General features: G+C 65.1%; 25 protein-coding genes. 7 read left to right on the forward strand and 18 right to left on the reverse strand.

All coding sequences use genetic code 11. The annotated features are described in order from the left end of the window. Positions 1–23: 23 nt before the first annotated feature. On the reverse strand, positions 24–2,480 hold the full coding sequence (locus P5W99_RS15950; protein WP_434663751.1) for a glycogen/starch/alpha-glucan phosphorylase: 2,457 nt from the start codon (positions 2,478–2,480) through the stop codon (positions 24–26). A gap of 416 nt (positions 2,481–2,896) precedes the next feature. On the opposite strand from P5W99_RS15950, the gene P5W99_RS15955 reads away from it, so the two are divergent. Continuing rightward, entirely contained in the window at positions 2,897–4,246 is a 1,350-nt protein-coding gene (locus P5W99_RS15955; protein ID WP_421027044.1) for an MFS transporter, read from the forward strand. Between the two features lie 65 nt (positions 4,247–4,311). On the opposite strand, the gene ltaE is transcribed toward P5W99_RS15955, so the two are convergent. Beyond that, on the reverse strand, positions 4,312–5,316 hold the full coding sequence (gene ltaE, locus P5W99_RS15960; protein WP_434663754.1) for a low-specificity L-threonine aldolase: 1,005 nt from the start codon (positions 5,314–5,316) through the stop codon (positions 4,312–4,314). Positions 5,317–5,491: 175 nt separating this feature from the next. Beyond that, positions 5,492–6,235: a peptidoglycan DD-metalloendopeptidase family protein gene (locus tag P5W99_RS15965; RefSeq protein WP_434663757.1), complete on the reverse strand. Its 744-nt coding sequence runs from the start codon at positions 6,233–6,235 to the stop codon at positions 5,492–5,494. A gap of 338 nt (positions 6,236–6,573) precedes the next feature. Between P5W99_RS15965 and P5W99_RS15970 the strand changes: the two genes are divergently transcribed. Together P5W99_RS15970 and P5W99_RS15975 are read left to right on the forward strand one after the other, a co-directional pair. Then, a complete protein-coding gene (locus P5W99_RS15970) occupies positions 6,574–6,894 on the forward strand; it encodes a hypothetical protein (protein ID WP_421026156.1) in 321 nt (106 codons plus the stop codon). A 70-nt stretch (positions 6,895–6,964) separates the two neighbouring features. Next, entirely contained in the window at positions 6,965–7,747 is a 783-nt protein-coding gene (locus P5W99_RS15975) for a DUF2968 domain-containing protein (RefSeq protein WP_421026157.1), read from the forward strand. 441 nt (positions 7,748–8,188) lie between these two features. On the opposite strand, the gene P5W99_RS15980 is transcribed toward P5W99_RS15975, so the two are convergent. The 8 genes from P5W99_RS15980 to P5W99_RS16015 all read right to left on the reverse strand — a co-directional run bounded on the left by P5W99_RS15980 (position 8,189) and on the right by P5W99_RS16015 (position 14,356). Next, on the reverse strand, positions 8,189–8,518 hold the full coding sequence (locus P5W99_RS15980; protein WP_434663760.1) for a DUF4148 domain-containing protein: 330 nt from the start codon (positions 8,516–8,518) through the stop codon (positions 8,189–8,191). Positions 8,519–8,715: 197 nt separating this feature from the next. After that, on the reverse strand, positions 8,716–10,125 hold the full coding sequence (gene gndA / locus P5W99_RS15985; protein WP_434663763.1) for an NADP-dependent phosphogluconate dehydrogenase: 1,410 nt from the start codon (positions 10,123–10,125) through the stop codon (positions 8,716–8,718). A 137-nt stretch (positions 10,126–10,262) separates the two neighbouring features. Then, positions 10,263–10,901, reverse strand: coding sequence for a DUF938 domain-containing protein (locus P5W99_RS15990; RefSeq protein WP_434663765.1), 639 nt, complete (start codon positions 10,899–10,901; stop codon positions 10,263–10,265). A gap of 50 nt (positions 10,902–10,951) precedes the next feature. Continuing rightward, on the reverse strand, positions 10,952–11,569 hold the full coding sequence (locus tag P5W99_RS15995) for a pyridoxamine 5'-phosphate oxidase family protein (protein WP_421026161.1): 618 nt from the start codon (positions 11,567–11,569) through the stop codon (positions 10,952–10,954). A gap of 125 nt (positions 11,570–11,694) precedes the next feature. Next, entirely contained in the window at positions 11,695–12,564 is an 870-nt protein-coding gene (locus tag P5W99_RS16000; protein WP_421026162.1) for an NAD-dependent protein deacetylase, read from the reverse strand. A gap of 24 nt (positions 12,565–12,588) precedes the next feature. Further along, positions 12,589–12,852 carry an oxidoreductase-like domain-containing protein gene (locus P5W99_RS16005; protein WP_421073922.1) on the reverse strand — a complete coding sequence of 88 codons (264 nt, stop codon included), beginning with the start codon at positions 12,850–12,852 and terminating at the stop codon, positions 12,589–12,591. Positions 12,853–12,902: 50 nt separating this feature from the next. Beyond that, positions 12,903–14,219, reverse strand: coding sequence for a DUF2252 domain-containing protein (locus tag P5W99_RS16010; RefSeq protein WP_434663770.1), 1,317 nt, complete (start codon positions 14,217–14,219; stop codon positions 12,903–12,905). After that, positions 14,183–14,356: a hypothetical protein gene (locus tag P5W99_RS16015; protein ID WP_434663772.1), complete on the reverse strand. Its 174-nt coding sequence runs from the start codon at positions 14,354–14,356 to the stop codon at positions 14,183–14,185. The genes P5W99_RS16010 and P5W99_RS16015 overlap by 37 nt, the downstream gene beginning before the upstream one ends. A gap of 204 nt (positions 14,357–14,560) precedes the next feature. Here P5W99_RS16015 and P5W99_RS16020 point away from each other — a divergent pair, with 204 nt between their 5' ends. Further along, on the forward strand, positions 14,561–15,181 hold the full coding sequence (locus tag P5W99_RS16020) for a LysE family translocator (RefSeq protein ID WP_421026165.1): 621 nt from the start codon (positions 14,561–14,563) through the stop codon (positions 15,179–15,181). 229 nt (positions 15,182–15,410) lie between these two features. Further along, positions 15,411–16,388 (forward strand): 2-dehydropantoate 2-reductase, encoded by a 978-nt coding sequence (locus P5W99_RS16025; RefSeq protein WP_421026166.1) that lies wholly within the window; start codon positions 15,411–15,413, stop codon positions 16,386–16,388. Between the two features lie 108 nt (positions 16,389–16,496). Here P5W99_RS16025 and P5W99_RS16030 read toward each other — a convergent pair whose 3' ends face one another. Next, positions 16,497–17,540, reverse strand: coding sequence for a LysR family transcriptional regulator (locus P5W99_RS16030; RefSeq protein ID WP_421026167.1), 1,044 nt, complete (start codon positions 17,538–17,540; stop codon positions 16,497–16,499). Positions 17,541–17,571: 31 nt separating this feature from the next. Continuing rightward, a complete protein-coding gene (gene oxlT / locus P5W99_RS16035) occupies positions 17,572–18,885 on the reverse strand; it encodes an oxalate/formate MFS antiporter (RefSeq protein ID WP_421026168.1) in 1,314 nt (437 codons plus the stop codon). Between the two features lie 360 nt (positions 18,886–19,245). Between oxlT and P5W99_RS16040 the strand changes: the two genes are divergently transcribed. Then, on the forward strand, positions 19,246–20,190 hold the full coding sequence (locus tag P5W99_RS16040; RefSeq protein ID WP_421026169.1) for a LysR family transcriptional regulator: 945 nt from the start codon (positions 19,246–19,248) through the stop codon (positions 20,188–20,190). Positions 20,191–20,270: 80 nt separating this feature from the next. Here the strand turns inward: P5W99_RS16040 and P5W99_RS16045 are convergent, their stop codons facing one another. The 5 genes from P5W99_RS16045 to P5W99_RS16065 all read right to left on the reverse strand — a co-directional run bounded on the left by P5W99_RS16045 (position 20,271) and on the right by P5W99_RS16065 (position 25,079). Beyond that, a complete protein-coding gene (locus P5W99_RS16045) occupies positions 20,271–21,314 on the reverse strand; it encodes a hypothetical protein (RefSeq protein WP_434663778.1) in 1,044 nt (347 codons plus the stop codon). A gap of 178 nt (positions 21,315–21,492) precedes the next feature. Then, a complete protein-coding gene (locus tag P5W99_RS16050; RefSeq protein WP_421026171.1) occupies positions 21,493–22,317 on the reverse strand; it encodes a fumarylacetoacetate hydrolase family protein in 825 nt (274 codons plus the stop codon). Between the two features lie 137 nt (positions 22,318–22,454). Next, complete coding sequence (frc, locus tag P5W99_RS16055) at positions 22,455–23,702, reverse strand: formyl-CoA transferase (protein ID WP_421026172.1); 1,248 nt, start codon at positions 23,700–23,702, stop codon at positions 22,455–22,457. 431 nt (positions 23,703–24,133) lie between these two features. Beyond that, positions 24,134–24,862 (reverse strand): GntR family transcriptional regulator, encoded by a 729-nt coding sequence (locus P5W99_RS16060; RefSeq protein ID WP_421026173.1) that lies wholly within the window; start codon positions 24,860–24,862, stop codon positions 24,134–24,136. Further along, positions 24,843–25,079, reverse strand: a complete 237-nt coding sequence (locus P5W99_RS16065; RefSeq protein ID WP_421026174.1) for a hypothetical protein — start codon at positions 25,077–25,079, stop codon at positions 24,843–24,845. The genes P5W99_RS16060 and P5W99_RS16065 overlap by 20 nt, the downstream gene beginning before the upstream one ends. Positions 25,080–25,612: 533 nt before the next feature. Between P5W99_RS16065 and P5W99_RS16070 the strand changes: the two genes are divergently transcribed. Continuing rightward, positions 25,613–26,059, forward strand: coding sequence for a DUF2917 domain-containing protein (locus tag P5W99_RS16070; RefSeq protein ID WP_421026175.1), 447 nt, complete (start codon positions 25,613–25,615; stop codon positions 26,057–26,059). Positions 26,060–26,071: the final 12 nt, after the last annotated feature.

Consider the following 26,071-nt stretch of genomic DNA (forward strand, 5'->3'; position numbering starts at 1 on the left):
GCGGCGCAAATCAGGGGCGCAAATCAGCGCCCCATTTCAACCGGCTTCGTGCGCCAGATCTCCCTCGCGTACTCCGCAATCGCACGATCCGATGAGAACATGCCCATGCCCGCCACGTTCTCGATCGCGCTCGCAGTCCAGCTGTGCATGTCGATGAAGCGCCGGTCCGCGGCCTCCTGGGCCTGAACAAACGCGGCGTAGTCGGCCAGCACCATGTAGTGATCGCCCCAGTCCACGAGCGTGTGGAAGATCTCCTGGTAGCGCGCCGGATCGTCGGGCGCGAAAAAGCCGCGGCGGATCTGGTCGAGCGCCATGCGCAACTCGGCATTCTCCTCGTAGATCTGACGCGGCCGATAGCCCGCGCCGCGCAGCGCGTCGACCTGATCGGCCGTATTGCCGAAGATGAAGATGTTGTCGGCGCCCACGGCCTCGCCGATCTCGATGTTCGCGCCGTCCAGCGTGCCCATCGTGAGCGCGCCATTGAGCGCGAGCTTCATGTTGCCGGTGCCTGACGCCTCGGTGCCCGCTGTCGAGATCTGCTCGGAAAGATCGGCGGCCGGAATCAGCAGTTCGGCTACGCTCACGCCGTAATTCGGCACGAACACCACCTTGAGACGATCGCCCACGACGGGGTCGTGATTCACCTTCGCGGCCACATCGTTGATGAGGCGAATGATGGTCTTGGCCATGCGGTACGCCGAGGCCGCCTTGCCCGCGAACAGCACGACGCGCGGCACCCAGTCCCGTTCGGGCGACTGCACGATGCGGTTGTAGCGCGTGATCACATGAAGCACGTTGAGCAATTGCCGCTTGTACTCGTGGATGCGCTTGACCTGCATGTCGAACAACGCGTCGGGGTTGAACGCGAGGCCGGTGCGCGCGGTCATGCGCCTGATGAGGCGCACTTTGTTCTCGCGCTTGGCCGCGCGAAATGCCGCTTCGAACGCAGCGTCGCCAGCCAACTTGCGCAGCGCGCCGAGCTCGAACAGATCCTTGCGCCACTGCGTGCCGATAGTCTCGTCCACGAGCCGCGCGAGCGGCGGGCTCGCCTGGGCGAGCCAGCGCCGCGGCGTGATGCCGTTGGTCACGTTCGTGAAGCGCTCGGGATAGAGCCGCGCGAAGTCAGCGAAGATATCGCGCGTCATCAACTGGGAATGCAGCTTCGAGACGCCGTTCACCTTGTGGCTCGCGACAATCGCGAGATAGGCCATGCGCACGCGTCGCTGGCCGTATTCGTCCACGAGCGAAATGCTGCGGATGAAGTCGAGATCGTGCGGGCCTTTCTCGCTCGCCTCGCGCAGAAACGCGGCGTTGATGTCGAAGATGATTTCGAGGTGGCGCGGCAGCAGGCGCGCCAATAGTTCGACATCCCAGGTTTCCAGCGCTTCGGGCATCAGCGTGTGATTCGTGTACGAGAACACGCGCTTGATATGGCCCATCGCTTCTTCCCAGGGCATGTGGTGGACATCCACGAACAGGCGAACCAGTTCGGGAATCGCCAGTACCGGGTGCGTATCGTTCAGGTGCACCGCGACCTTGTCCGAAAAGCGGCCGAACGTGCTGTGCGTGCGCAGATAGCGGCGGATCAGATCCTGCATCGTCGCCGAGACGAAGAAGTACTCCTGGCGCAGGCGCAGCTCGCGGCCCGCCATGGTCGAGTCGTCGGGATAGAGCAGGCGCGAGACGTTCTCGGAGACGTTGCGCGCCTCCACCGCGCGTTGATAGTCGCCCTGGTTGAACGCGGAAAGATCGAGTTCTTCGCAGGCGCGCGCGGACCACAGGCGCAGCGTGTTGGTCGCGCTCGTCGCATAGCCTGGAATGATGGTGTCGTAGGCCATCGCGTTCACGGTGTGCGTCTCGATCCATTCGACGGTGCCGTTGCGCTGCACGGTGCGCCCGCCGAAGTGCACGGGGTACTGCACCTCGGGGCGCGGAAACTCCCATGGGTTGCCCGAGCGCAGCCAGTAGTCGGGCTCCTCCACCTGCTCGCCGTTGACGATCTGCTGGCGAAACATGCCGTAGTCGTAGCGGATGCCGTAGCCGAAGCCCGGAATGCCGAGCGTGGCCATAGAATCGAGAAAGCACGCGGCGAGCCGCCCGAGACCGCCGTTGCCGAGCGCGGCGTCGGGCTCCAGGTCGATGAGCGCCTCCATGTCCACGCCGAGACTCGCGAGCGCCTCTTTCATCGGCTCGTAAATGCCGAGCGCGAGCAGCGCGTTGGAGAAGGTGCGGCCAATGAGGAACTCCATCGACAGGTAGTAGACGCGCTTGGCGTCCTGGTCGTACTGGCTGCGCGTGGTCACCATCCAGCGCTCGACGAGGCGGTCGCGCACGGCCAGCGCGGCGGCATGCAGCCAGTCGTGCGGACGCGCGGTCACGGCGTCCTTGCCGACGCCGTACATCAGGCGGTTCGACACGGAGCGGCGCAGGGCGTCGGCACTGCTCTTCAATTGGTCGAATTCAAGACCCACTGCTGTCATCAAATGTCTCCCGTAAAACGGCGGGCGGAGCGGAGGCGGACAGGGCAAATGCTGACGTCAATGCAGCAGCCCGACCGCCACAAGTCAGTTTGCAGAGTAGGACATTTTTGGGTGGCGTGCGGCGCTGCGCCATTGGCTTCGCGCGCCGCGGCGCGCGTGAATGCGCAGCGTGGCGGCGGCTCGCGCGGATTGCGCATACTTGGCAGTTAGTTGCGTTGCTATCGGCGATGCCTCCCGGCCCTGTCCCCTTTGAAGCATCCGCTGCAGAATCGCGCAGGGTCTGCAACAATCGCCAATTTGCGCGCGCCGCGCCTGCCGCGTCCGCGTATTTCCCTGCCCCAGCTTCGCATCGCCCGAGACCCGCCGTGTCCGATACCCGCACCGCGCAAAGCCTCATCGAGCGCGCCGACGCGCCCATGTCGCCCCAAAACCGCCGCGCGATGGCCGCCATCATGCTTGCCGTCGCGCTCGCGACGCTCGACACCGCCATCGCCAACACCGCGCTGCCCGCCATCGCCACCGATCTGCACGCGGCGCCCGCCGCCTCGGTCTGGATCATCAACGCCTACCAGCTCGCGATGGTGGCGACGCTGCTGCCGCTCGCCGCGCTCGGCGACATCATCGGCCATCGGCGCATCTATATCAGCGGGCTCGCCATCTTCACGGTAGCCTCGCTCGCCTGCGCGCTCGCGCCCACGCTCACGGCGCTCGCGGGCGCACGCGTGCTGCAGGGCGTCGGCGCGAGCGCGATCATGAGCGTCAACACGGCGCTGATCCGCTTCCTGTACCCGCCGCACCGACTCGGGCGCGGGGTGGGCATGAACGCGCTGGTCGTGGGGGTTTCGTTCGCCGTGGGGCCGACCGTCGCCTCGATCATCCTTTCGGCGGGCACCTGGCCATGGCTGTTCGCGATCAACGTGCCGCTCGGCGCGGTCGCGCTCGTGTTCGCGCTGCCCGCGCTGCCGCACACGGAACGCGGCAAGCACGCGTTCGACCCGCTCGCCGCGCTGCTCAATCTCGTGACCTTCTCCGCGCTGATCTTCGCGCTCGGCGAAGCAGCGCAGCGCGCGCCGGCAAAAGAAGTGATCGTGGCGGCGCTCGCCGCGCTCGGGTTCGGCGCGCTGCTGATCCGCCGCGAGGCCGGCCATCCCGCGCCGATGCTGCCCGTGGATCTCTTCAAGCGCCCCGTGTTCGCGCTCTCTTCGATTACGGCCATGTGCGCGTTCGCGGCCCAGGGGCTCGCGTTCGTCTCGCTGCCGTTCTATTTCGAAACCGTGCTGATGCGCAGCCAGGTGGAGACCGGCTTCCTGATGACACCGTGGTCGGTAGTGGTGGCCGCCGCCGCGCCCATTGCGGGACGGCTTTCCGACCGCTATCCGCCGGGCCTGCTGGGCGCGGTCGGCCTCGCGATCCTCGCGGCCGGCATGGCGTCGCTGGCGATGCTGCCCGCGCATCCGAACGTGCTCGACATCGTGATCCGCATGTCGATCTGCGGCGCGGGCTTTGGCTTCTTCCAGTCGCCGAACCTGAAGGCGATCATGTCGTCCGCGCCGCCCGAGCGCAGCGGCGGCGCGAGCGGCACCATCGCGGTCTCGCGCCTGCTCGGACAAGCGACGGGCGCGGCGCTCGTAGCGTTGTGCTTCGGCGTGGTGGGCGCGCATGGGCCCACGCTGGCGCTGGGCCTCGGCGCCATATTCGCCGCGGCGGCGAGCGTGGCGAGCGGGTTGCGGCTGTTCGCGCCGTCGCACCGCGCGATCAAGCGATGAGGAGCCGTGGTGAGCGGCGGTGAGCGGCGGCCGCGCCGCCGGCGCGGCGCGCTTCGCTTTGGCCTTCAGCGCGTGAAGTAACCCTTCACCGCCGCAACGAACGTATCGATATCGGCGGCGCTCACGTCGAGGTGCGTCACGAAGCGCGACGCATAAAGCATTTGCGTGAGGATGCCGCGCTCCTTGAGCCACGCCTCCAGCGGCGCGCAATCGGCCTGTGGGAACTGCGCGAACACCATGTTGGTAGCCTGCGACGCCACCTTCACTTCATCGATCTGCGCGAGCCCGGCCGCGAGACGCGCGGCGTTTGCGTGGTCGTCGGCGAGGCGCGCCACGTTGTGATCGAGCGCGTAGAGGCATGCCGCCGCGAGCACGCCCGCCTGGCGCATGCCGCCGCCCAGCATCTTGCGCCAGCGGTGCGCCGAATCGATCAGCGCCTTGCTGCCCACCAGCACCGAACCAACCGGCGTGCCCAGACCCTTCGAAAAGCAGATCGACACCGAATCGAAGCCCTCGGTCAGCGCCTCGAGCGACTGGTTCGAGGCAACCACCGCATTGAACACGCGCGCGCCGTCGAGGTGCGTGGCAAGCCCGCGGCCATGCGCGAACTGCGTGGCCTCGGCGACATAGGCCGCGGGCAGCACCTTCCCGCCGATGGTGTTCTCGAGCGCGAACAGGCGCGTGCGCGCGAAGTGATCGTCGATTGGCTTGATCGCTGCGGCGACACGCTCAAGCGGGATCGTGCCGTCCTCGGCGTTGTCGAGCGGCTGCGGCTGGATGCTGCCGAGCACCGCCGCACCGCCGCCTTCGTATTTGTACGTGTGAGCCGCCTGGCCAACGATGTATTCGTCGCCGCGCGCGCAATGCGCCATCAGCGCGGCAAGGTTGCTCTGGGTGCCGCTGGGAAAGAACAGGCCCGCCTCCTTGCCGGCTTCCTCGGCCACGCGCGCCTGCAGGCGCAGGACGGTGGGATCGTCGCCCCAGACGTCGTCGCCGGTTTCGGCGCTGGTCATGGCGGCAAGCATGGCGGCGCTCGGGCGGGTAACGGTGTCGCTACGCAGATCGATCATGCGGATGGGTTCCTCATAATGGCCGTGCGCGCACGGCGCGTTCCGCCGCCTTGCGCGGCGTGGAAACCATCGAGTGTATTTTCAAACGGCTTGCGAAGGGAAGCCTGAAACACGGAAGCCTGAAACGAAACCGGGGCGCATGGCCCCGGGGTGCAATGGTCCGGCCGCCGCGTGCCTAGCGCGGCAGCAGTTGCAGCGGATCGACCGGCTTGCCGTCGCTGCGCACTTCGAACACCACGCCCGGAATGCCGTCGTTGTCGACGCCCATTTCGGCGATCGGCTGGCCTTGCGAAACGACGTCGTCTTCCTTCACGAGCAGCCTGCCGTTGCGGCCGTACGCCGTCACGGTCTGGTCGTTGTGCTTGATGATGACGGGCGGGCCATAGGCCTCGATGCCCGAGCCCGCGTAGACCACGCGGCCCGCGGCGGCGGCCCTGACCTGCTCGCCCTGGGTGCCGCCGATCACGATGCCGTTGGACTTGCCCGGCGAGAAACGCTGCAGGATAGGGCCGCGCACGGGCCACGCCAGCGCGAGCGCAGCCGGTGCGGGCGAAGGTGCAGCAACGCCGGCGGCCGCGGGCGCGGCGCTCGTGTAAGCGGGCGGCTGGGGAGCCGCATTGGCGTAGCCCGGCGGGGGCGCGACACGCAGCACCTGGCCCGGCAGCACTTGCGCGTTCGGCGGCATCTGATTCCAGCTCGCGAGGTCTTGCGGACGCTGGCCATAAGCGCTGGCGATACGCGAAAGCGTGTCGCCGGGGTTGACGCGGTAGTAGCCGGCCGGCACGCCGGTGGAGGTCACGGCGGGTGCCGGAGTCGTATTGCTCTCCCAAGGGGGCATGACCGTGCTGCAGGCGCTACAGGCTAGCGTGAGCGCGGCCAATGCCGCGTACGCGCCCGGGTTTCGCCGTTGTCGATTCATCTTGCTGTACCTCGCTGGTTCCTCGCTGTTTCCACGCCACGTACGGCGCGGATACGTATCCGGGATGCGCGTGGGGCCGCTGGCGTTCGCCTGCGATACCCTGCCAAGCCGGAATTGGCGAACGGCCCCCATTATATCGTCCCATGCGTGGCGCTCTTCTTTCGCGCGCAGCCGCGAGCGCCGCGCATGGGCAGCGGCGCTGCCCGCCCAGGCTCGCGCACGCCCGGCCCATTCGCTTGCGTGCTCGCCTATACTGGGTCCTGCTGCTCTCATCAGACAATCAGACAATTAAGCGAAAGGCCTCTCGCTGTGGTGCAACGTCCGTGAGGAACACCAGGATGAATAAAGCCACTTTCCTTTCCGTGCAGATCAATGTCGAAGACGTCGCCGCCTCGCCTGGCCTCGTCGAATTGCTGAATAACCATCTCGTCTTTGCTGCCGACGTCGCGGAAGCCGCCGACGAACTGATTCAGCACGCCAGTATCGCGCGGCTTTCCGGCGGCCGGGAAGCCACGGTCGAAATTCCGGCCATCGTGGTCGAGCGCCTGCGCGACGCGCTCGACGCTCTGAGCGGTTATGACGAAACCTGGCTGTTAGCGCTCGAACCCGGCCACACGCTATTCGACGATATTGCACGCCAGCGTCGCCTGCTGCATTGAGCGTGCGCGTAGCGCAGGCCACCCCGGCCGCGCGCCACGAAGCGTGACGTGACATTTTGGGGGAAACGCCGTGAAATCGTTCCTGAATCGCCGCAGCGCCGGGCTCTCCAACGGCGCCTCGCATCTCGTCGCCGTCGAACCCGGCACGCCACCCGAAGCCGCACCCGAGAGCGATGCTGCGCACGCCGCCGGTGGAGGCGTCGTCATCGACGATGGCGCGCCCAGCGGCGCCGAAACGCTTGCTCCGAACTCGCCCGATGCCGGCCCGATGGCGCGCCCGGTCTCCACGCTGCACGCGGTGCCGGCCGTGCCCGCACATCTGAGCAACCGGCCCGTGCAAGTCGCAGAGGGCGCTTCGTTCGAAGCGCTCGCAGCCGCCGGCGAACTCATCACTTTCCGCGTGTTCCGCAGCTTCGACTATGTCGTGACACTGCTGTTTCATGGCCCCACGCTCTCTTACTTCGTGACCCTGCATCAGGACAATACGCTCTGGCACGCCTTGCGGGCCGCCGATCTCGATTCGGCCAGCGCGGCGTTTCATCATCTCGAAGACCAGGCGACGCGCCTTGCCGACGGTGAAACCCGTCTCGCCCAACTGGCGGCGCAAAACACGCTGCTCACAAAGCAGATCGAGCAGGCGGAAACGCAGGCCGAACGACTGCGCGTGGACCTGCAGCGCCATGCGGAGCAGGAGCACCGCGTGAGCGCACGCCAGCATCAGGTGCGCAAGGACGTGGCGCAGCTCGAAGCGCAACGCATCGCCGCCCAGGCGCAGCTGAACAAGGCGCACCGAACAATCCATCAACTGAGCGTGGCGAGCAACGAAGGCGTGCCGCATCTGCCGGGCCGTTGAAGCCTTCCTGCCAATCGCATGAACCGCATGCCCAAAAGAAAAGCGCGGGCCGGAAAAATACCGGGCCGCGCTGGGACTGCATACTGCTACTGCGTACTGCAACTTCGTGCTACGTACTGCAACTGCTAATGCAACCTCTTTGCTAACTGCACCTTCTACTGCTGACTACGTGTTGCTACTGCCTGCTGATACTGCAACTGCCAACTACACCTCTTTGCTAACTTCACCTTCTACTGCTCACTGCACCTTCCACTACTGACCGCTGCGCAAAACAACATCTACTACGTACTGCTTACTCCAACTGCTACACCTTCTACTTGCGTACTACCACTTCCACTACCTGCTGCATAAAACAACTTCTACTACACACTACACTTTCCAACCGCCACCTGCGCGAAGCCACTCTGCGCGATTTCGCTTCAACCTGCGGCCACTAACCACTTAGTGACCGAAATAAACCGATTGCGACGGGGCAACTTGCCGCGACTGCACTGCCGGGCCGCCCGCCTGCGAGGTGCCCACAGCCGGCGCGCCGTAACCGCTGGTATCGCCACGCGCGAGTTTTTCCTGGGTCACGCGGGCCTGCGCGGCCTGCAGATTCTTCGGATAGTTCACCTGGTTATCCGCCGGGTTGTAACCGGCCTGTTCGAGCTCGACGAGCTCCGCGCGCACCTGGGCGCGGGTCAAACCTTGCTGGCTCGACTGTGCAAACGAAACGGCCGGGATAGCGAGTGCTGCGGCCACCACAACTACAGGGAAGAACTTTTTCATGATTTGACCTCCATCTGGTTTTGTGTCCGCTTCGAACTCTTTGTTCGTCAGCGTTTGATGTAAGTCTAGGCGTTTACCCGCACAAGGGTAAACCCCAATTACGCAAAACATCGTTGCATAAACGTCAATAAAAAAGGGAACCCGATGGCTCCCTTTTTCTCTCAACAGCGTTCAGCAAGCGTTAGCCCTTGTGCGCCTCATGACCAGTCGGCGTGGAAGTTGCCAGGCTTGTCCACACGCTCGAAGGTATGCGCGCCGAAGAAGTCGCGTTGCGCCTGCACGAGGTTCGCGGGCACGCGCGCCGAGCGATAGCCGTCGAAGTACGCGATCGCCGACGAGAACGCCGGCACCGGCACGCCCGAGTTCACCGCCTGAACCACCACTTCGCGCAGCGCCGCCTGGTAGTTCGCGGCGACGTCGCGGAAATAAGGATCGAGCAGCAGGTTGTCGAGCTGCGGGGCCTTCGCGTAGGCGTCCATGATCTTCTGCAGGAAGCGCGCGCGGATGATGCAGCCCGCGCGGAAGATCTTCGCGATCGTGCCGTACTGCAGATCCCACTTGTACTCGTCCGAGGCCGCGCGCAGTTGCGCGAAGCCCTGCGCATACGAGATCACCTTCGAGAAGTACAGCGCGCGGCGCACCGCTTCGACGAACGCCTTGCGCTCACCCGGGAACGGCTTGGCGTCCGGGCCCGCGAGCACCTTGCTCGCGGCCACGCGCTGCGTCTTGACCGACGAGAGCACGCGCGCGAACACGGCTTCCGTGATGAGCGGCAGCGGCGCGCCCACGTCGAGCGCGTTCTGGCTCGTCCATTTGCCGGTGCCCTTTTGCGCGGCGCGGTCGAGAATCACGTCGACGAGATACTGACCCGTCTCCTCGTCCTTCTTGCCGAAGATCTTCGAGGTGATTTCGATCAGGTAGCTGTCGAGCTCGCCCTGGTTCCATTCCGTGTAGACCTGGCCCAGCTCCTCGTTCGAGAGCCCGAGCACCTGCTTGAGCACCGCGTAGCTTTCGGCGATCAACTGCATGTCGCCGTATTCGATGCCGTTGTGGACCATCTTCACGTAGTGGCCCGCACCGTCCGGACCCATGTACGCGACGCACGGCTCGCCATCGGGCGCCTTCGCGGCGATCTCGGTGAGGATCGGCGCAACCAGATCGTAGGCGTCGCGCGGGCCGCCCGGCATGATCGACGGGCCCTTGAGCGCGCCTTCCTCGCCGCCCGAGACACCCGTGCCGATAAAGTGCAGGCCCGCCTTCGCGAGCTCCTGGTTGCGGCGGATGGTGTCGGTGAAATGCGTGTTGCCGCCGTCGATCAGGATGTCGCCCTGGTCCAGCAGCGGCTTGAGCGCGGCGATGGTGGCGTCGGTGGGCTCGCCGGCCTTCACCATCATCAGGATGCGGCGCGGCCTTTCGAGCGACGCGACGAACTCTTGGAGCGTGTAGGTCGGCACGAGCTTGCGCTCGGGGTACTCAGCGATCAGCTCGTCGGTTTTCTCGCGGGTGCGGTTGAACACCGACACCGCATGACCGCGGCTCTCGATGTTGAGCGCGAGATTGCGCCCCATCACGGCCAGACCCACCACGCCGATTGGCTGTTTGCTCATGTTGAATCTCCACTTCAATCGATTGGGGCAATGCCGCGCGGCTTCGATCGGACAATGCTGCGCGGCATCGATCGTGCAAGGATAAGGGAATCCTCCTCCCCGCGGCGTGCCGGAGCGCGCAAGAGTGCGGCCATCGCCTACTGGCTCGCCGTAGCCGCCTGCTTGCGAAAGACCACGCTGAAGTTATTGGCCGGCATCCGCACCACGGCCTCGCAGGTAAAACCTTCGGCCTGCGCGAGCGCTTCGACGGCTTCGAGGTCGCGCACGCCCCACGACGGATCGCGCGCGCGCAAATCGGCATCGAAGGCCTCGTTCGAGGGCGCCGTGTGCACGCCGCCGCGCCGGTACGGACCATAGAGCACCAGCGCGCCGCCCGCAGGAACGCGCGCGCCCGCGCCCTTCATCAACGCGACAGCCGCCTCCCAGGGCGCGATGTGAATCATGTTGATGCAGACGATGGCGTCCACGGCATTCACGGGCCAGGGCTCGCGGCGCACGTCGAGATCGAGCGGCTCGCGCAGGTTCGCGAGGCCCGCATGCGCGCGCCACGCGGCGATGGACAGGCGGGCGCGCGGATCGGCGTCGCTCGGCTGCCACTCGATGCCGGGCAGCGCAGCCGCGAAATGCGCGGCGTGCTGGCCCGTGCCGCTCGCGATCTCCAGCACGGTGCCGCGCGCGGGCAGCGCGCTGCGCAATACGTCGAGGATCGGCGCGGCGTTGCGCGCGGCGGCGGGCGCCGTAAGGCGGTGGATATCGTGATCCTCGGGATCGTTCATCGTGTCGTGGATTCGGGTTGCGTGGATATGCGTGGAATTGCGTGGATCGGTCAGTACAGGCTCTTCTTCATGCGCTCGGCAAGGTCGGCCTCGTAGCGTTCGACGTCGAAGGTCTCGCCGTATTGCTCGGCGTTCACGCGCCGCAGCATGTCGCCCGCGCTCGGCAGCTGCGAGCGCTCGACATGGCGCGCCGGATCCCAGAGGTTCGAGCGCACGATCGCCTTCGCGCAGTGGAAGTACACGCTCTGCACGTCGATCAGCAGCACCGAGCGCGGCGGCTTGCCATCCACGGCGAAGCTCGCGAGCAGATCGGGGTCGAGGCTCACGCGTGCGCGGCCGTTCACGCGCAGCGTCTCGCCCACGCCCGGCACCATGAACAGAAGGCCGACCTGCGGCGCGGCCACCACGTTGCGCAAGCTATCGACGCGGTTGTTGCCCGGGCGGTCGGGCAAGGCCAGGGTGCGCGAATCGAGGATGCGCACGAAGCCGGGCGCGTCGCCGCGCGGGGAGCAGTCGAGGCCTTCGGGGCCGCCTGTCGCGAGCACCACGAACGGCGACAGTTCGATGAAGCGGCGGTAGTCCGCGTTCACATGATCGATTTCCTTGCGCAGCGAGCGCTCGTTCGGCGCGCCGTAGCAGGCTTCGAGTTCCGCGATCGTGTTCGGCATGAGGCTTCCTTGTGGCTTCCTTGTGGCTACTTTATGGCCGTGTCGCTGCTTCGCGACCGCTTCATGGTGCTGCGATGCTGATGCCCCTCGCGCACTGCCTGAAATCGTGGCGCTAATCGTGACGCCTATGCCGCATTCAGGCGCGCGGCCAGTGCTTCGAGCGTGGCCGCGCACGGCGCCGCCACTTTGAGCGCGAGCAGCGGATCGGCGCGTGTCTTGCCGAGGTTGATCGCCGCCACGGGCTTGCCGCGCTGCTGCGCCCACGCGCAGAAGCGATAGCCCGAATACACCATCAGCGACGAACCGACCACCAGCACCGCATCCGCCTCGTCGAGGGCCGCCGAGGCCGCCGCCACGCGCTCGCGCGGCACGTTCTCGCCGAAGAACACCACCGACGGCTTGAGCACGCCGCCGCACGCCTCGCAGGCGGGAATATCGAAGGCCTGCTCGCCGTCGAAGTCGAGATGCGCGTCGCCATCGGCGGCGGGCTCGGCGTACGCGTCCGCCAGCGCCGGATTGCCGGCTTCGAGACGCGGCTGTAGCGACGCTCGCGTGTATCGCGCCCCGCAATCGAGGCAATGCACGTGGCCGATGCTGCCATGCAGCTCGATCACATCGGAACTGCCCGCACGCTGATGCAGGCCGTCGACATTCTGCGTGACGAGCGCGGCGATCCGCTGCGCCGCGCCGAGTTGCGCAAGCGCGCGATGCGCGCCGTTGGGCTGCGCAAGGCCGACGGTCGGCCAGCCGATCATGCTGCGCGCCCAATAACGCCGGCGCGCGTTTTCGGAGCCCAGGAATTCCTGCAGCGTGATGGGCGGCGAGCGCTTCCACGTACCGTTTTCATCGCGGTAGCCGGGAATGCCCGAGTCCGTGCTGATGCCCGCGCCGGTCAGCACGAACAGGCGCGGGTGACGTTCCGCGAACGCGTGCAGCGCGTCGAGCGCGGCGGAGTCGGGCTGGCTGGCAGCAAGCGGCAAAGCGGGATCGAACATGATGGTCTGGCGGGGGGTACGGGATCAGCGATCAGGCGGCCGGCGCGCGGCCTCGCGCGCCTCCCAGGCCTTCATCGCGGCGCGCCAACGGTCCATCTCTTCATAGTAGAGATCGAAGATGCAGGGACTGCAGCCGCTCTGGCAGCAGTCTTCATCATTGGGCCGCTCGGGCGGCGATGGACGCGGATCGTCCTCGGAATGGGAAGGCAAATGCATGAATGCGTGGCGATGTGGCGATTCGGCACGCCCAGTATACGGGACCATGCGAACGCGCGTGCGGGACCGCATCAGCCCTGAACTCGACGGATTCGGCGCGCCAGCCCCCAGACCCGCCAAATTCAGACGCGGAAATCGGCGGCCATGTCCTCGTCGCTGCGCGCCACGATCTCGCCGCTGCGCGCGGCCTTGACGAACGCTTCGTAGTCGCGCTCCACCTGATCCGCGTAGCTGGCCGCATAGCCCCCGAGCGCTTCGGCGAACGCGTCGCCGCGACCGATGTATGAGGCGATCTCGATGGCCGCATTGCCCGACTTCGCGTGCGCACGCGCCATCGCCCAGCCGCACAGGCGCGCGTAGCCCGCGAGCAACGTGCTGTCGAGCAATTCGAGGTCCACCGAGAGCTTCATGTCGCGCAACTGGCGAAAGTAGAAATGGCGTCCCGAGGGGCCTGTGGACCAGCCGAGAAACAGATCGCTCGCGGCCTGCAGCAGACGCTGCCCCTGCACCACGCGCGCACCCTCGTGCTTGAATCCGGGCCCCTTGAAATACCGGGAAATCACGGATTGGCGCGCCTCTTTCAACTGCAGGAAAAGCGGCTTGTCGTGATGATCGACGAGCAGCATCACGAGGCAGCGCGTGCCGACGCTGCCCACGCCCACCACCTTGAAGACGAGATCTTGGATCGCGAAGTGTTCGAGCAGCTCGCGGCGGTCGGGCGCGAGCGTCTTCAGATAAGCCTCGTAGGTCGGCATGATCATCGAGCGCCAGTCGCTGTGCGTGAGCCAGTTGTCTTCGTGCTCGTAAAGCGAGTTCGGGCCGTGCACGTGAAAGAGCGCGGGCGGGGCGTCGCGGATCGTCCAGTGCGGGGCGGCGGGCGCTTCGCTGCTTTCACCATTGCCCGGATCGCTGCGACCGTGACGATAAGCGAGCTTTTCCAGCATGCTCTCGTGGGTGCGGCCCGCGGCCTTCTCCATGCCGCGGCGAATCAGGCGCCGGCCCTCGGGCGTGAGCGCGGTCTCCACCATGCGGTCGAACGTGATCTTGTCGTACCAGAGTTCCAGTGCGCCAAAATTCGCGTACTCGCGCATGCGGTCGCGATACGTGTTCACCGTCGCCATGACGAGATCTTCGGCCACGCCGCGCGAAAAGCGCAGATGACGCGCGGCCACCACGAAACTCGCCACGAGGCGCTTGAGGTCCCACTCCCAAAGGCCGGAAGCCACCTCGTCGAAATCGTTGAGATCGAACGCGAGCTGGCGCTCGGGCGTGGCGAAGCCGCCGAAGTTGAGCAGATGGCCGTCGCCGCATATCGGCATGACCATGCCCGTGTTAGGCACATGGGCGAGATCGTGAGCCTGCAGGATCGCGCTGCCGCGAAAGAACGTGAAGGGCGAGACGATCATGCGCCCGTAGCGCAGCGGCACGAGATTGGGCACGCGCCCCCGCTGCTCTGTTTGAGCAGCGCGACCGGGTCGCGCTTGAGCTCGCCCACCTGCTTGTGGCTCGAGCGTTTGGCGCGTTCGCGCGCGGCGCGGCCAGCCGCTTCGCGCTCGGCAACGGTCTTTCCATTCATGAACGGCTCCAGTTCTCGGGGATGTTCGTGGATGCACTCCGCACCGGCCGCTCAGCAAGGCCGCACGCGACTGGCGTATTTAAGCGTGCGGCCCTTTTTTGCGCAAGCGGACCGGCGCGCGATTTCGCGGCCCGTGGCGGATACGCTTCGCGCTAGAATCGCGCAATGCGCCACTGGGCGCGCGCACCGTGCCGAATCCCGATCATGTCCCTCACTGCCTGGCTCTTTTTCCTGCCCGCCTGCTTCGCGCTCAATATGGCGCCGGGGCCAAACAATCTCCTGTCGATCAACGTGGCCGCGCGCCACGGCTTCATGCGCGCGCTCGTGGGCGGCACGGGCCGGCTGGTCGCATTCGCGGCGATGATCGGGCTCGCGGCAACCGGGCTCGCATTCGTGCTGCGCGCGTCGGAAGCCATTTTCTTCGCGATCAAGCTCGCGGGCGCGGCCTACCTGATGTGGCTCGCCGTGCAGCTTTGGCGCAGCGACGCCGCCCCGATCGGCATGAAGCTCGACGACGACGCCACGCTCGCGCGCATCGCCCGGCGCGAGTGCCTCGTGGCGGCGGGCAACCCGAAGGCGATCCTCGTGTTCACCGCGTTCTTGCCGCAGTTCGTCAACGTCGCCAAGCCGATGCTGCCGCAATTCGCCGTGCTGGGCGCGAGCTTTCTCGTGCTCGAATGCGTGGCCATCGCGCTCTACTCGCTCGCAGGCATGTACCTGGGCCGCTGGCTCACGCGCGCGAGCGTGCGCCGCTGGTTCAATCGCGCGTGCGGCGCGTTTCTGGGCATCATTGGCATGAGCTTCCTGCTGGTCCGCCGTGCCTGATCCACGCCCGCCCCAAGCCCTGCTGATCTCGCGAAATCGCTGCAAACCCCGGGAAAACACGTAGTCCATAATGTTTTCCTGATGATTGCGCCGACAAACTTTAACTGTCGTTAATCGACGGCAGCCCCTATGCTCGAACCATCGCCTGCGCGTGCGGCGAGTGGCCTGAATCACCCTGTCACTCGCATCGCGCGCGGGCACGCGGTTTTCAACGTCATTGGGGGAATCCATGAAGATCTGCATCTTTGGAGCGGGCGCCATTGGGGCCATGATGGGCGTGCAGATGGCCCGCGCGGGCGCCGACGTGAGCTTCGTCGCACGCGGCCCGCATCTGGCCGCCATGCGCGAACGCGGCGCGCGTCTGTTGATGGACGGCGAGGAGTACGTCGCCAAGGTCCGTTGTACGAACGATCCGCGCGAGCTGGGCGTGCAGGACGTAGTAATCATCACGCTCAAGGCGCATTCGGTGGCGGGCGTGATCGATTCGATGCAGCCGCTCATCGGCAAGCACACTGCCATCGTGACGGGCACCAACGGCATTCCCTATTGGTACTTCTACCGCCACGGCGGCAAGTTCGAAGGCTCGCGGCTCGAAAGCATCGACCCGGACGGCTCGCAATGGACGCGCCTCGGGCCCGAGCGCGCGATTGGCTGCGTGCTCTACCCTGCCGCCGAAATCGAAGAACCGGGTGTGATCCGTCACGTGTACGGCAAGAAGTTTCCGATCGGCGAGCCGTCGGGCGAGCGGACCTCGCGCATCGTGCAACTGCACGAAGTCATGACGGCCGCCGGCTTCGACGCGCCGATCCGCGAGAACATCCGCGACGAAATCTGGCTCAAGCTGTGGGGCAATCTCTGCTTCAATCCGATCAGCGCGCTCACGCACGCCACGCTCGACATCATCACCGAAGACCCGGCCACGCGCGCCGTCGCGCGCACGATGATGCTCGAAGCACAGCGCATTGCCGAGCGGTTCGGCGTGAATTTCCGCGTCGACGTTGAGCGGCGCATCAACGGTGCGGGCGCGGTGGGCGCGCACAAGACCTCGATGCTCGTCGATCTGGAACAGCGCCGGCCGATGGAAATCGATCCGTTGCTGACCGTCGTGCAGGAGATGGGGCAACTCGTGGGCGAAGCCACGCCGGCCATCGACACTGTGCTCGCGCTCATCAAGCAGCGCGAACGCATGGCGCAACGGGCGGCCTGAAAATAAGTAGCGTGAAATAAACGGGCCGCGCTCGAAAAGCGCGGCCCGTTTTGCATTTGAAACACGAAAGAGAAAGGAAAAGCGCTCGCGAGGAGCGCCCGAAAGAAGTCAGCCGATGCGCGCGAGCACGGCGGTTTCGCGTTCGAAACGCGGCGCGACGCGGGCGTCGTGCGTGACATGCGTCGATGCGGTGGCGGCGTGGTCTTCTGCAATCTGGCCGTCCGCGGCGAACTGTGACCACGCGGCTTGAGCGCAAGGACGCAACGAGCGATTGCGGCGCCGCACGAGCATCGTGCTCACCATCACGACCGGCTGCAGCACGCGCGCGACGAGCGGTCCCGCCGGCACCGGCCAATGGCACGCCGCGCCCGATGCGTCGCCGTGCTTCGCGCGCGCGCCGTCGTCGCTGATGGGCAGAATGCCGATGCCCATGCCCAGTTGCGCCATGCGCGCGACGCCTTCGACATGCGCAAGCTCCTGAACCGGACGTCCCTCGGGCCGCAGCCCCTGGAGCGCGCGCATCACCGCGCCATGGCAGCCTGCATCGCGATTGAGCGTGAAAAGCGGCTCGCGCGCGAGTTCGTCCCAGCGCAGCGCTCCTTGCAGCGCGAGCGGATGATGCGAGGGCAGCACGGCACACAACGGCGTGGCGGCAAGCGGTTGCATCTCGAAGTTGGCGCTCGTGAACGGCATGGCTTCGGCGATCACGCCGAAATCGGCTTCGCCCTGCTCGACGGCCTGCAAAACGGCGGCTTGCGGCAAGTCCCGCAATTGCAGCGTCAACGAAGGAAACGCCGCCGCACAACGTGCGAACGCGGCGGGAACCCAGCCTGAGGACAGCGCTGGATTGCTCGCCACGAGTACGACGCCGCTATATTCATGATGCGCGTCGCGGCCTTCGTTCAACGCCATTTCGATCTCGTCGAGCAAGCGCCCGATGCGCCGCTCGAACCCACTGCCTGCGAGCGTGAGTTCGACCTGGCGCGTCGTGCGATCGAACAGCTTCAGATCGATGGCCTCTTCGAGATCGCGCACGCAGCGGCTCACCGCCGACTGCGTGAGCCCGAATTCGCGCGCGGCACGCGTGAAACTGCGCTCACGCGCGACCGCGACGAATACCTTGAGTTGCTGCAGCGAAACGTTCATCGACATGGTCTGGCCCGTGTCAGCGTATATTCGCGGCTCATTCGCCGGTCTGCAGGCCAGCCGGATTTGCCGAGAGCGAGGCGGAATGCTCGTCGCTGCGCTCGATCAGGCGATGGCGCATGGGCGCGAGGATGAACTTCGCGCCGATGCCCGCTGCGATCGTGATGATCGCCGCTGCGATGAACACCGCGCTCCAGCCACCCGCTGCCGAGAGCACCGAGGCCACCGGCACGAGCAGTGCGGCCGTGCCCTTCGCGGTATAGAGCGTGCCTGCGTTGGCTGCGGCGTACTTGCTGCCGAAGGTGTCGGCGCAGATTGCCGGGAAGATCGAGAAGATCTCACCCCAGAACAGGAAGATGAGCGCGGCGAACGTGATGAACGCATACGGGTTCGTGCCGTACTCCATCATGCCGAGCAGCGCGAGGCCTTCACCCACGAAGATGAAGAACATGGCGTTCTCACGGCCGATCTTGTCGGAGATGAAGCCGCACAGCGGACGCGTGAAGCCATTGCAGATGTTGTCGATCGACAGCGTGAGCGTGAGCAGCGGCAGCGTCGCGCCGAACACGGTCATCGGCATGCGCGCAAGACCCCAGTCCTTCGCGATCGGCCCGATCTGCGCGGTCGCCATCAGGCCGCCCGCGGCAACGGCAACGAACGCCACGTAGATGACCCAGAATACCGGCTGCTTGACCATCTGCCCCGGCGTGTAGTCGACGCGCGAGACGAGGCGGCGGCCCGCTGCCATGGCGGCGCGCGGTGCGGGCTTCACAAGCAGCAGCGCGAGCACGAGAATCGCCACGCCCTGCAGGATGCCGAAGAAGAAGAACGTGTGCTCGTAGCCCGAACGCGAAATCATGTTCGCGATAGGGATCACGGTGACGGCCGCACCCGCGCCAAAGCCCGCCGCGGTCAGGCCCGCTGCGAGACCCCGACGGTCCGGGAACCACTTGAGCGCATTGCCCACGCAGGTGCCATACACGCCGCCCGCGCCGATGCCCGCGAGCACCGAGCCTGCATAGAGCATCGGCAGCGTGGTCGCATACGAGTAAAGCACCCATGCGAGGCCTGCGCACACCGCGCCGCCCATGACGACCGGGCGGGGGCCGAACTTGTCGACGAGCCAGCCTTCGATCGGCACGAGCCAGGTTTCAGTCAGGATGAAGATCGAGAACGCCAGCTGAATCGAGGCTTCGCCCCAATGATGGCGTGCGTTCATGGGCGCGACGAAGAGCGTCCACGCGTACTGCAGGTTGGCAACGAGCGCCATGCATAGCATGCCCACCACCAGTTGACCCCAGCGGTTCGTCCAAAACGGACCACCTTCGCTCCTTTGACTGATTGCATTCATCTCGGTTGTCTCCACTATCCGATCAAGAATTGCAGCCGCTCTTCCGGCTTGCATAAACATCGACTTATAGACTTCGAATCCACCCTAATTTACTGCTTATTTTTATTCTCATCGGCACATAAAAATTCGAATGAAAATACGTAATTCCCCTTTCATTCCGCGAATTCATAAAGTGCCTGAGAAGTACGTCAAGCCACCTTTTATTACGGGTTTTCCCGCTATTTATCGCTTTTCCAGGCGTTAACCCGCATGTCAAAGCACGGCATTCGAACGCCTTTCAACTCATGCTAGGGTGATTACTCGATTACTCATAATTAAAGTTTGTTATTATGTTGATTCAGTATCCTTTATGGTTCGACCATGACCATGCGAAACGCCACGCTGCGCCAGTTGAAAGTCTTCGAGACCGTGGCGCGCCACCTCAGTTTTTCGCGTGCCGCCGAGGAGCTTCATCTCACGCAACCGGCGGTTTCCACGCAGGTCAAGCAGCTCGAGGACCACGCGGGCCTGCCGCTGTTCGAGCAGCTCGGCAAGAAGATCTATCTCACGCCTGCCGGCTCGGAAATGCTGCACTACAGCCGCGCGATCATTCAGCAGTTCCATGAAGTCGACGAGGCCATGAGCCAGCTGAAGGGCATCTCCGGCGGCAAGCTCAACGTGGCCGTGATCAGCGCGGGCGACTACTTCTTTCCTCGCCTGCTCGCCGAATTCACGCGCCGCTACAAGGGCGTGCAGCTCAATCTCTCGGTGCACAACCGCGAGCAATTGCTGCAGCAGCTTTCGACCAACCAGACCGATCTGGCGGTCATGGTGCGCCCGCCGCACACGACCGATGCCATCAACGAAGCCTTCGCCCCGCACCCCTACGTGATCGTGGCGGCGCCCTCGCACCCGCTGGCGAACAAGCGCAACATCAAGCTGAGCACACTCGCGAACGAGGCGTTCATCGTGCGCGAGCGCGGCTCGGATACGTGGAATTCGATGGAGGAAGGGTTTGCCGGCAAGATCACGAACCTGAAGATCGCAATGGAGATCCAGAGCACCGAGACGATCAAGCAGGCCGTGATCGCCGGCATGGGCATCGCGTTTCTCTCGGCGCACACGGTCAGCCTCGAATTGCAGGTCGGACACCTCACGGTGCTCGACGTCGAGGGCTTCCCGGTAATGCTCAACTGGTACCTCGTGCACCGCAAGAACAAGCGCCTGCCGCCGGTCGCGCTCGCCTTCAAGCGCTTCCTGCTCGAGGAAGGCAAACAGCTCATCGAAGACATCACCCGGGTGTCCGAGTCGTCACTGCATAAGTAAGACGTGATGGCTCAAGGGGCAACTATCAGGCAAGCCTGATCGTTTGCTCCTTTCCCCCCCGAATTGTTGAACGGGTTGCCTCAGTGCAATCCGTGGTGCAGCCCCTGGCGCAGCCTGAGCGCGCCCTCGCGGCTGCGATTGCGTCTGCGGCGCGGCAAGTCCTGCGAGGCGTGATGCAGCGTGCGGGGCGTTTCGAACGGTGGTTCGCAGTCCGCCAGCCAGAGGTCGAGACTCGCGGGTTCGAGCGCGCAGCGGCCGCAAGCCGCCGCGAGCCAGACACTGGGCACGCCTGCGAAGCGGGATCGAGCAGGCGGTTTCGACGCGATCCGCGCGTCCGCGTCGGCCTGCTCACCGGCAGACGCACGCACGATGCCCGGACGCGGCGCAACCGGGAGGCGCGCGCCGCCCATGAGACGCACGCCGAATGCGGCGGCCAGCACGCAGGCGGCCACCAGCACGGAAAGCCCTAATTCGGCGGAGGCCAGAATGCGCACCGCCGCAAAGCCGTAGCCCAGTATCGCGAACAGAACGAACGCAATCGCATGCACCACACAATCGCCCGGCCGGAATGGCAAGCGGCGGCGCTCGTTCATGCCTGCGCCGCCGCTCATGCCAACACTTGCGCCATATGCGAACGCGCTCGCGGCCGCGCCAGCGAGCAGCGCGCCCAGCGTTGCCGTGACGTAAAGCGCAGCGCGCCCCGAAGTGGACAGCGCCGGCATCATCAGGAAGCTGACAAGGCAGACGCCCATGGACACCGCGCTCACCACGCAGCCCGCCACTGCGGTGGCCCGCGCGCGCTTCGCGAGGTTGTGCCGCGCACCCAGCCATAAACCGGCAAGCACGCCGCATTCCGCAGCGCCCACCGCATCGGGCCGGTACGCAACCAGCGCCGCCAGCAAGCCCGGCGGCACCGTCAGTAGCAGTGCGAACGATATGGCGAGCGCGGTGCGCACCCGTGGCGCCACCTCGCGCGCATGCTTGCAGCGCGGCTTCGCGCGCTCGGGCGCGCGCCGCGCCCATGCCGGCGCGAGCGCCGCCAATTGTGCAAATACACATGCAAGCCACGCGTACAGCAGGCTGCCGCCAAGCCATGCCACGTCGCCTGCCAGTTGCTCCGGCATCTCTCCTCCTCGCACGCGGCACTCATGCCGCGCACGTAATCCGTTCGCGCTTCGAATGCCTGCTTGCGGCGCGCCTTTCGTTGCGACCCAATCGTTCGTCTCGTCGCGCAATGCATCATGTCGTGCATCGCGCGACACGCGCGAGCGTTCTCCTGCTGGTCCCGGACTGCTTGTCCGGCTACGCCGCTGTTATCGCCTCGCGGCCCGCGTGCGCCGGATCCTGCGCGGCGCCGGCTTTCGCACCCAAGGCGTTCACCAGCGTGCCGATGCCTTCAATCGCGACCTCGACCGTCGCGCCATCGCCGATCGAGCCCACGCCCAACGATGTCCCGCACGCAATCACGTCGCCGGGTTCGAGCGTGAGGTCCTGCGAAATCAGGCTCACTTGCTGCGCGGGCGTGAACACCATGTCGTCGAGCGGATAGTTCTGCCGCTCCACGCCATCGAGCCGCGTCACGACGCGCGCGCTGCGCCAGTCGAAACCCGAAACGATCGCAGGCCCCAGGCAACAGAATGTATCGAAACCTTTAGCGCGGCACCATTGCGGGAAGTGCGGATTTTCCGCGAGCAGGCCCGCCGCGGTCACGTCGTTGACGATCGTGTAGCCGAAGATCGCGTCCTCTGCCTCGGCAAGACTCGCATTGCGGCAACGCTTGCCGATCACGACGCCCAGTTCGCCTTCGAAGACGATTTTTCCCGCATAGTGAGCGGGCCGGCGAATCGGCACGCCCGATCCGATCACCGACTCCTTCGGCTTGATCAGAAAGAGAGGATGCTCCGGAACCGGCTTTTCGAGCTTCAACGCAAGCGCATGAAAATTGTTCCAGAGCGCCACGACCTTGCCCGGCGTGCAGGGGGCGAGCGGCGTGAGCGTGCGCAGCGAGAGCACTGCGCCGGTGGGCACCGGTTGATCGAGCCCTTCGTATTCATGCAGATAACCGTCCTCTACGCGGCCGAACACGATACTGCCGTCGTTCGCCATCAAGCGCATCCATGTGTCCATGCTTCGCTCCATCGTTGCGTGGCGCGCGGCACGCTGGCGCCGCGCGGTCCGTCGGTTCAAAGATTCAGTCGTTCATGGGCACGGGCGCATCGTTGCGCCCGCATCGATCTTCGCGTGCTGCTTCACATACCGGCAGTTCAGATCGCGCCCGAAGCGCGCAGCGAACGGATATCCGCCTCGCTGTAGCCGAATTCGGCGAGCACTTCGTCCGTGTGCTCGCCCAGCAGCGGCGAGCGCGTGACCTCGGTGGCGCTGTCCGAGAGCTTGATCGGGTTGCCGACCGTGAGGTACTTGCCGCGCACCGGATGGTCGACCTCGACGATCGTGCCGGTTGCGCGCAGCGATTCGTCGGCGGCAATCTCCTTCATCGAAAGAATCGGGCCGCACGGAATGTGCTGGCGATTGAGCACCGCCATCGCTTCGAACTTGGTGCGATGCATGGTCCAGCGCTCGATCTCGGCGAAGATCTCCTTGAGATGCGGCAGGCGTGCGCTGGCCGTGGCGTAAAGCGGATCGTCGATCCATTCCTCGCGGCCGATCAGCTTGCAGATGCGGTCCCACACGGGCGCCTGCGCGATGAAATAGATATACGCGTTCGGATCGGTCTCCCAGCCCTTGCATTTGAGAATCCAGCCCGGCTGGCCGCCGCCCGAGGCGTTCCCCGCGCGCGGCACGGCGTCGCCGAAGCTCTCGTTCGGGTACTGCGGATACTCCTTCATGACGCCATCGCGATCGAGCCGCTGCTGGTCGCGCAACTTCACGCGGCACAGGTTGAGCACGCCGTCCTGCATGGCGGCCAGCACCTTCTGCCCGCGCCCGGTGTGAGTGCGTTGATACAGCGCCGTGACGATGCCGAGCGCGAGATGCAGGCCCGTGCCGCTGTCGCCGATCTGCGCGCCGGAGACGACTGGCGGGCCGTCGTCGAAGCCCGTGGTGGAGGCGGCGCCGCCCACGCACTGCGCGACGTTCTCGTAGACCTTGCAGTCCTCGTAGGGGCCCGGGCCGAAGCCCTTCACCGAAGCCACGATCATGCGCGGGTTGAGGGTCTGGATATGCTCCCAGCTGAAGCCCATGCGCTCCAGTGCGCCGGGCGCGAAATTCTCGACGAGCACGTCGCAATCGCGGATCATCCGCTCGAGCACGCGCTTGCCTTGCGGATTCTTCGTGTCGAGCGTGACCGAACGCTTGTTGCCGTTGAGCATCGTGAAGTACAGGCTGTCCGCGTCGGGGATGTCCCGCAGCTGCTCGCGCGTGATGTCGCCAGCGCCGGCGCGCTCTACCTTGATGACGTCGGCGCCGAACCATGCAAGCAATTGCGTGCAGGTCGGGCCCGATTGCACATGCGTGAAATCGAGAATGCGCACCCCATCCAGTGCCTTGCCCATGTCATGTCTCCCTTGGTTAGTCGTGGCCGGGCGAGTTTCGAAAAATCGGTGGACTGCGGGAGCGCCTGGGCGTCCGCGGTTGCTGCTTTGCTGCGTCCTTGTTCAATACAGTATGTGATATATCACAACGAAGCAAGAGGGGATTTACCGCGTGCAAATGCAGGTTGAATCAGCCGAAATCCTTACCTGGCAAGGTTTTGAAGGAATTTATGCAGTTTTGGCGTACAAGGAGCAAGGGAAAACCCCGAGTCGATAGTGCCGAGATATTTCAGATTCCGTGCGCGGGATTGGGCGTCCTGCCTTGATGCGCATAAAGTCTCGCCGGCAGGCCTCCTCGCCTTCCTCGCCCACGATGACCGCCGCCCAAGCAAAAAAAGCGGGCGACCTTATGGTCGCCCGCCTTTCTCAAGTGAATGACTGCCCTGCTGCGCTCAGTCCAGAAAATCGCAATGCTTCTCGACGTAAGCCGCAAGATCGAGCGAATGCTGGCGCACGAGCCGCTCTGCAAGCTCGGTATCGCGCTTTTCGAGCGCCTCGATAATGCGCAGATGATCGACGATCGAGCGCGATGCCCGGTCGCTCTGCGAGATCGTCATGCGCCGGATAGCGCGCACGTGCACGAAGATGTTCTTGATCGTATCGAGGATCAACTGCGACTTCGAAAGCTCGACGATGGCCTGATGGAACGCGATGTTGGCGTCCGAATACTCGGCGATATGCTCGGCCGGCGTGCTGTCGCGGAAATTGTCGAACATGTGGCGCAGCTTCGCGATTTCCGCGTCCGTTGCGTGGATCGTCGCGAGGCGCGCCGCCATGCTTTCGAGCGCGGCCCACATCTGGATCATCTCGACGATCTCGCGCTTGCTCTTGCGCACGATATAGATGCCGCGACGCGGCACCATGCGCAGGAAGCCTTCCTGCTCCAGCAGCGTCATGGCCTCGCGCACCGGCGTGCGGCTCACGCCAAGCGTCTCGCTCAGCACGCGCTCGTCCAGCCGGATTTCTTCGCGTGTCTGGTAGATATCCGCGTCGGCGATGGCCTGGCGCAACATCGCGTAAGCCTGATCGCGCAGGCTCAGCGTGGCGTTGATGGGCTGCAGCGCCAGCTTGAGCGACGCGGCTTCCCGGGTAGCGACTGCTTCAGTGTGTTCTGACGACATTCATTGCCTCTTTAACAACTCGCACGCCGACCAGCGGGCGGCGCTCCGCATGCAAGTCCAGCTTCGCGCGCGGCGCCACGCCGAGGCCGACAAAACGGCCATGCTCGGCCGCCTGCTCGATGGCCGCCCGCGGCAGCCATTTGGCGATCATAACCGTTGCCGCCACGCCTAAGCCGACAACTGACAAACCGAAGACTGCGAGAGATATGAAATCCATTTGAAGCTCCACAAGATTGAATCATCGAATGACTCAATCATATGCTGCGGCGCCACAAAAATCAATATTTCGTATGTGGTATATCAGATACAAATATTCACTCTTTTGTCTTTCTGCAGCACGTCTCTCCGAGTCCTCAGACCGCCAAAATCGTTCCGCATGAGAAAAGAGCCCATCCTGACGGAAACCGGCGCGCGCGACAAGGGGCGCGACGACGGACCGGGAACCAGGCGAAGCGGTTGCGAACATCGATTCCCTACCGTCGAGTACGACTTGTCCTACAAATCTTGTTGACAGTGCAAGCGTGCCCCCGCACACTCGACCCATGCACACATCCGTCACCTTCATCCACGCGAACGCGATGAATCACCCGTGGCATATGCCCAAAGGCATGGCATGGGGAATGTGTGCGGACGAGCAATCCGGGTAGTCCAGTCTGTCGTACGCAAATCACAGCCCCGCCGGCATCGACGGGGCTGTTGTTTTTTGTGTGACTGTGTCCCGTCCGTCGGCTTCTCATCATGGAGAACACGATGGATTCCGCTTCGCAGCAGGCCGATCGGGAAGGCGCTTCTGGTGCTTTCCGTGCTTTCACTCCCTTCGCCGCCTTCGCGCACGATGAGGTGCTGCCAGCCCTGTCAATCCACTTTGCCGTGCCCGAGGCCAGCACATTCACATGGCGCGTGCGCGCGGACGGGACACTGCACGTCCGCGGCGCGCGTATCTGGCTCACGCGCGCACGCTCGCCTTACGACTATTGGCTGAATCCGGGCGAAACGCTGCGGGTCTATCGCGGCGAACGCCTCTGGCTTAGCGTAGACGCCGGAAACTCCGCCGCACCAAGCGCCGCCGCGCCGGGCGCCGCTGCGTGCGTGACGCTCACGAGCGCATGGCGGCCGCCGTTTGCAACGGTGCGGAGCGCCGCCGGGCGTTGCGTCAACTGGTTCGCATTGCTCACGGCACGCCGCCTTGCCCGTTAGCGGCCTCGACGA

This window comes from Paraburkholderia sp. A3BS-1L (assembly GCF_051125215.1).
Classification (GTDB): Bacteria; Pseudomonadota; Gammaproteobacteria; order Burkholderiales; family Burkholderiaceae; genus Paraburkholderia.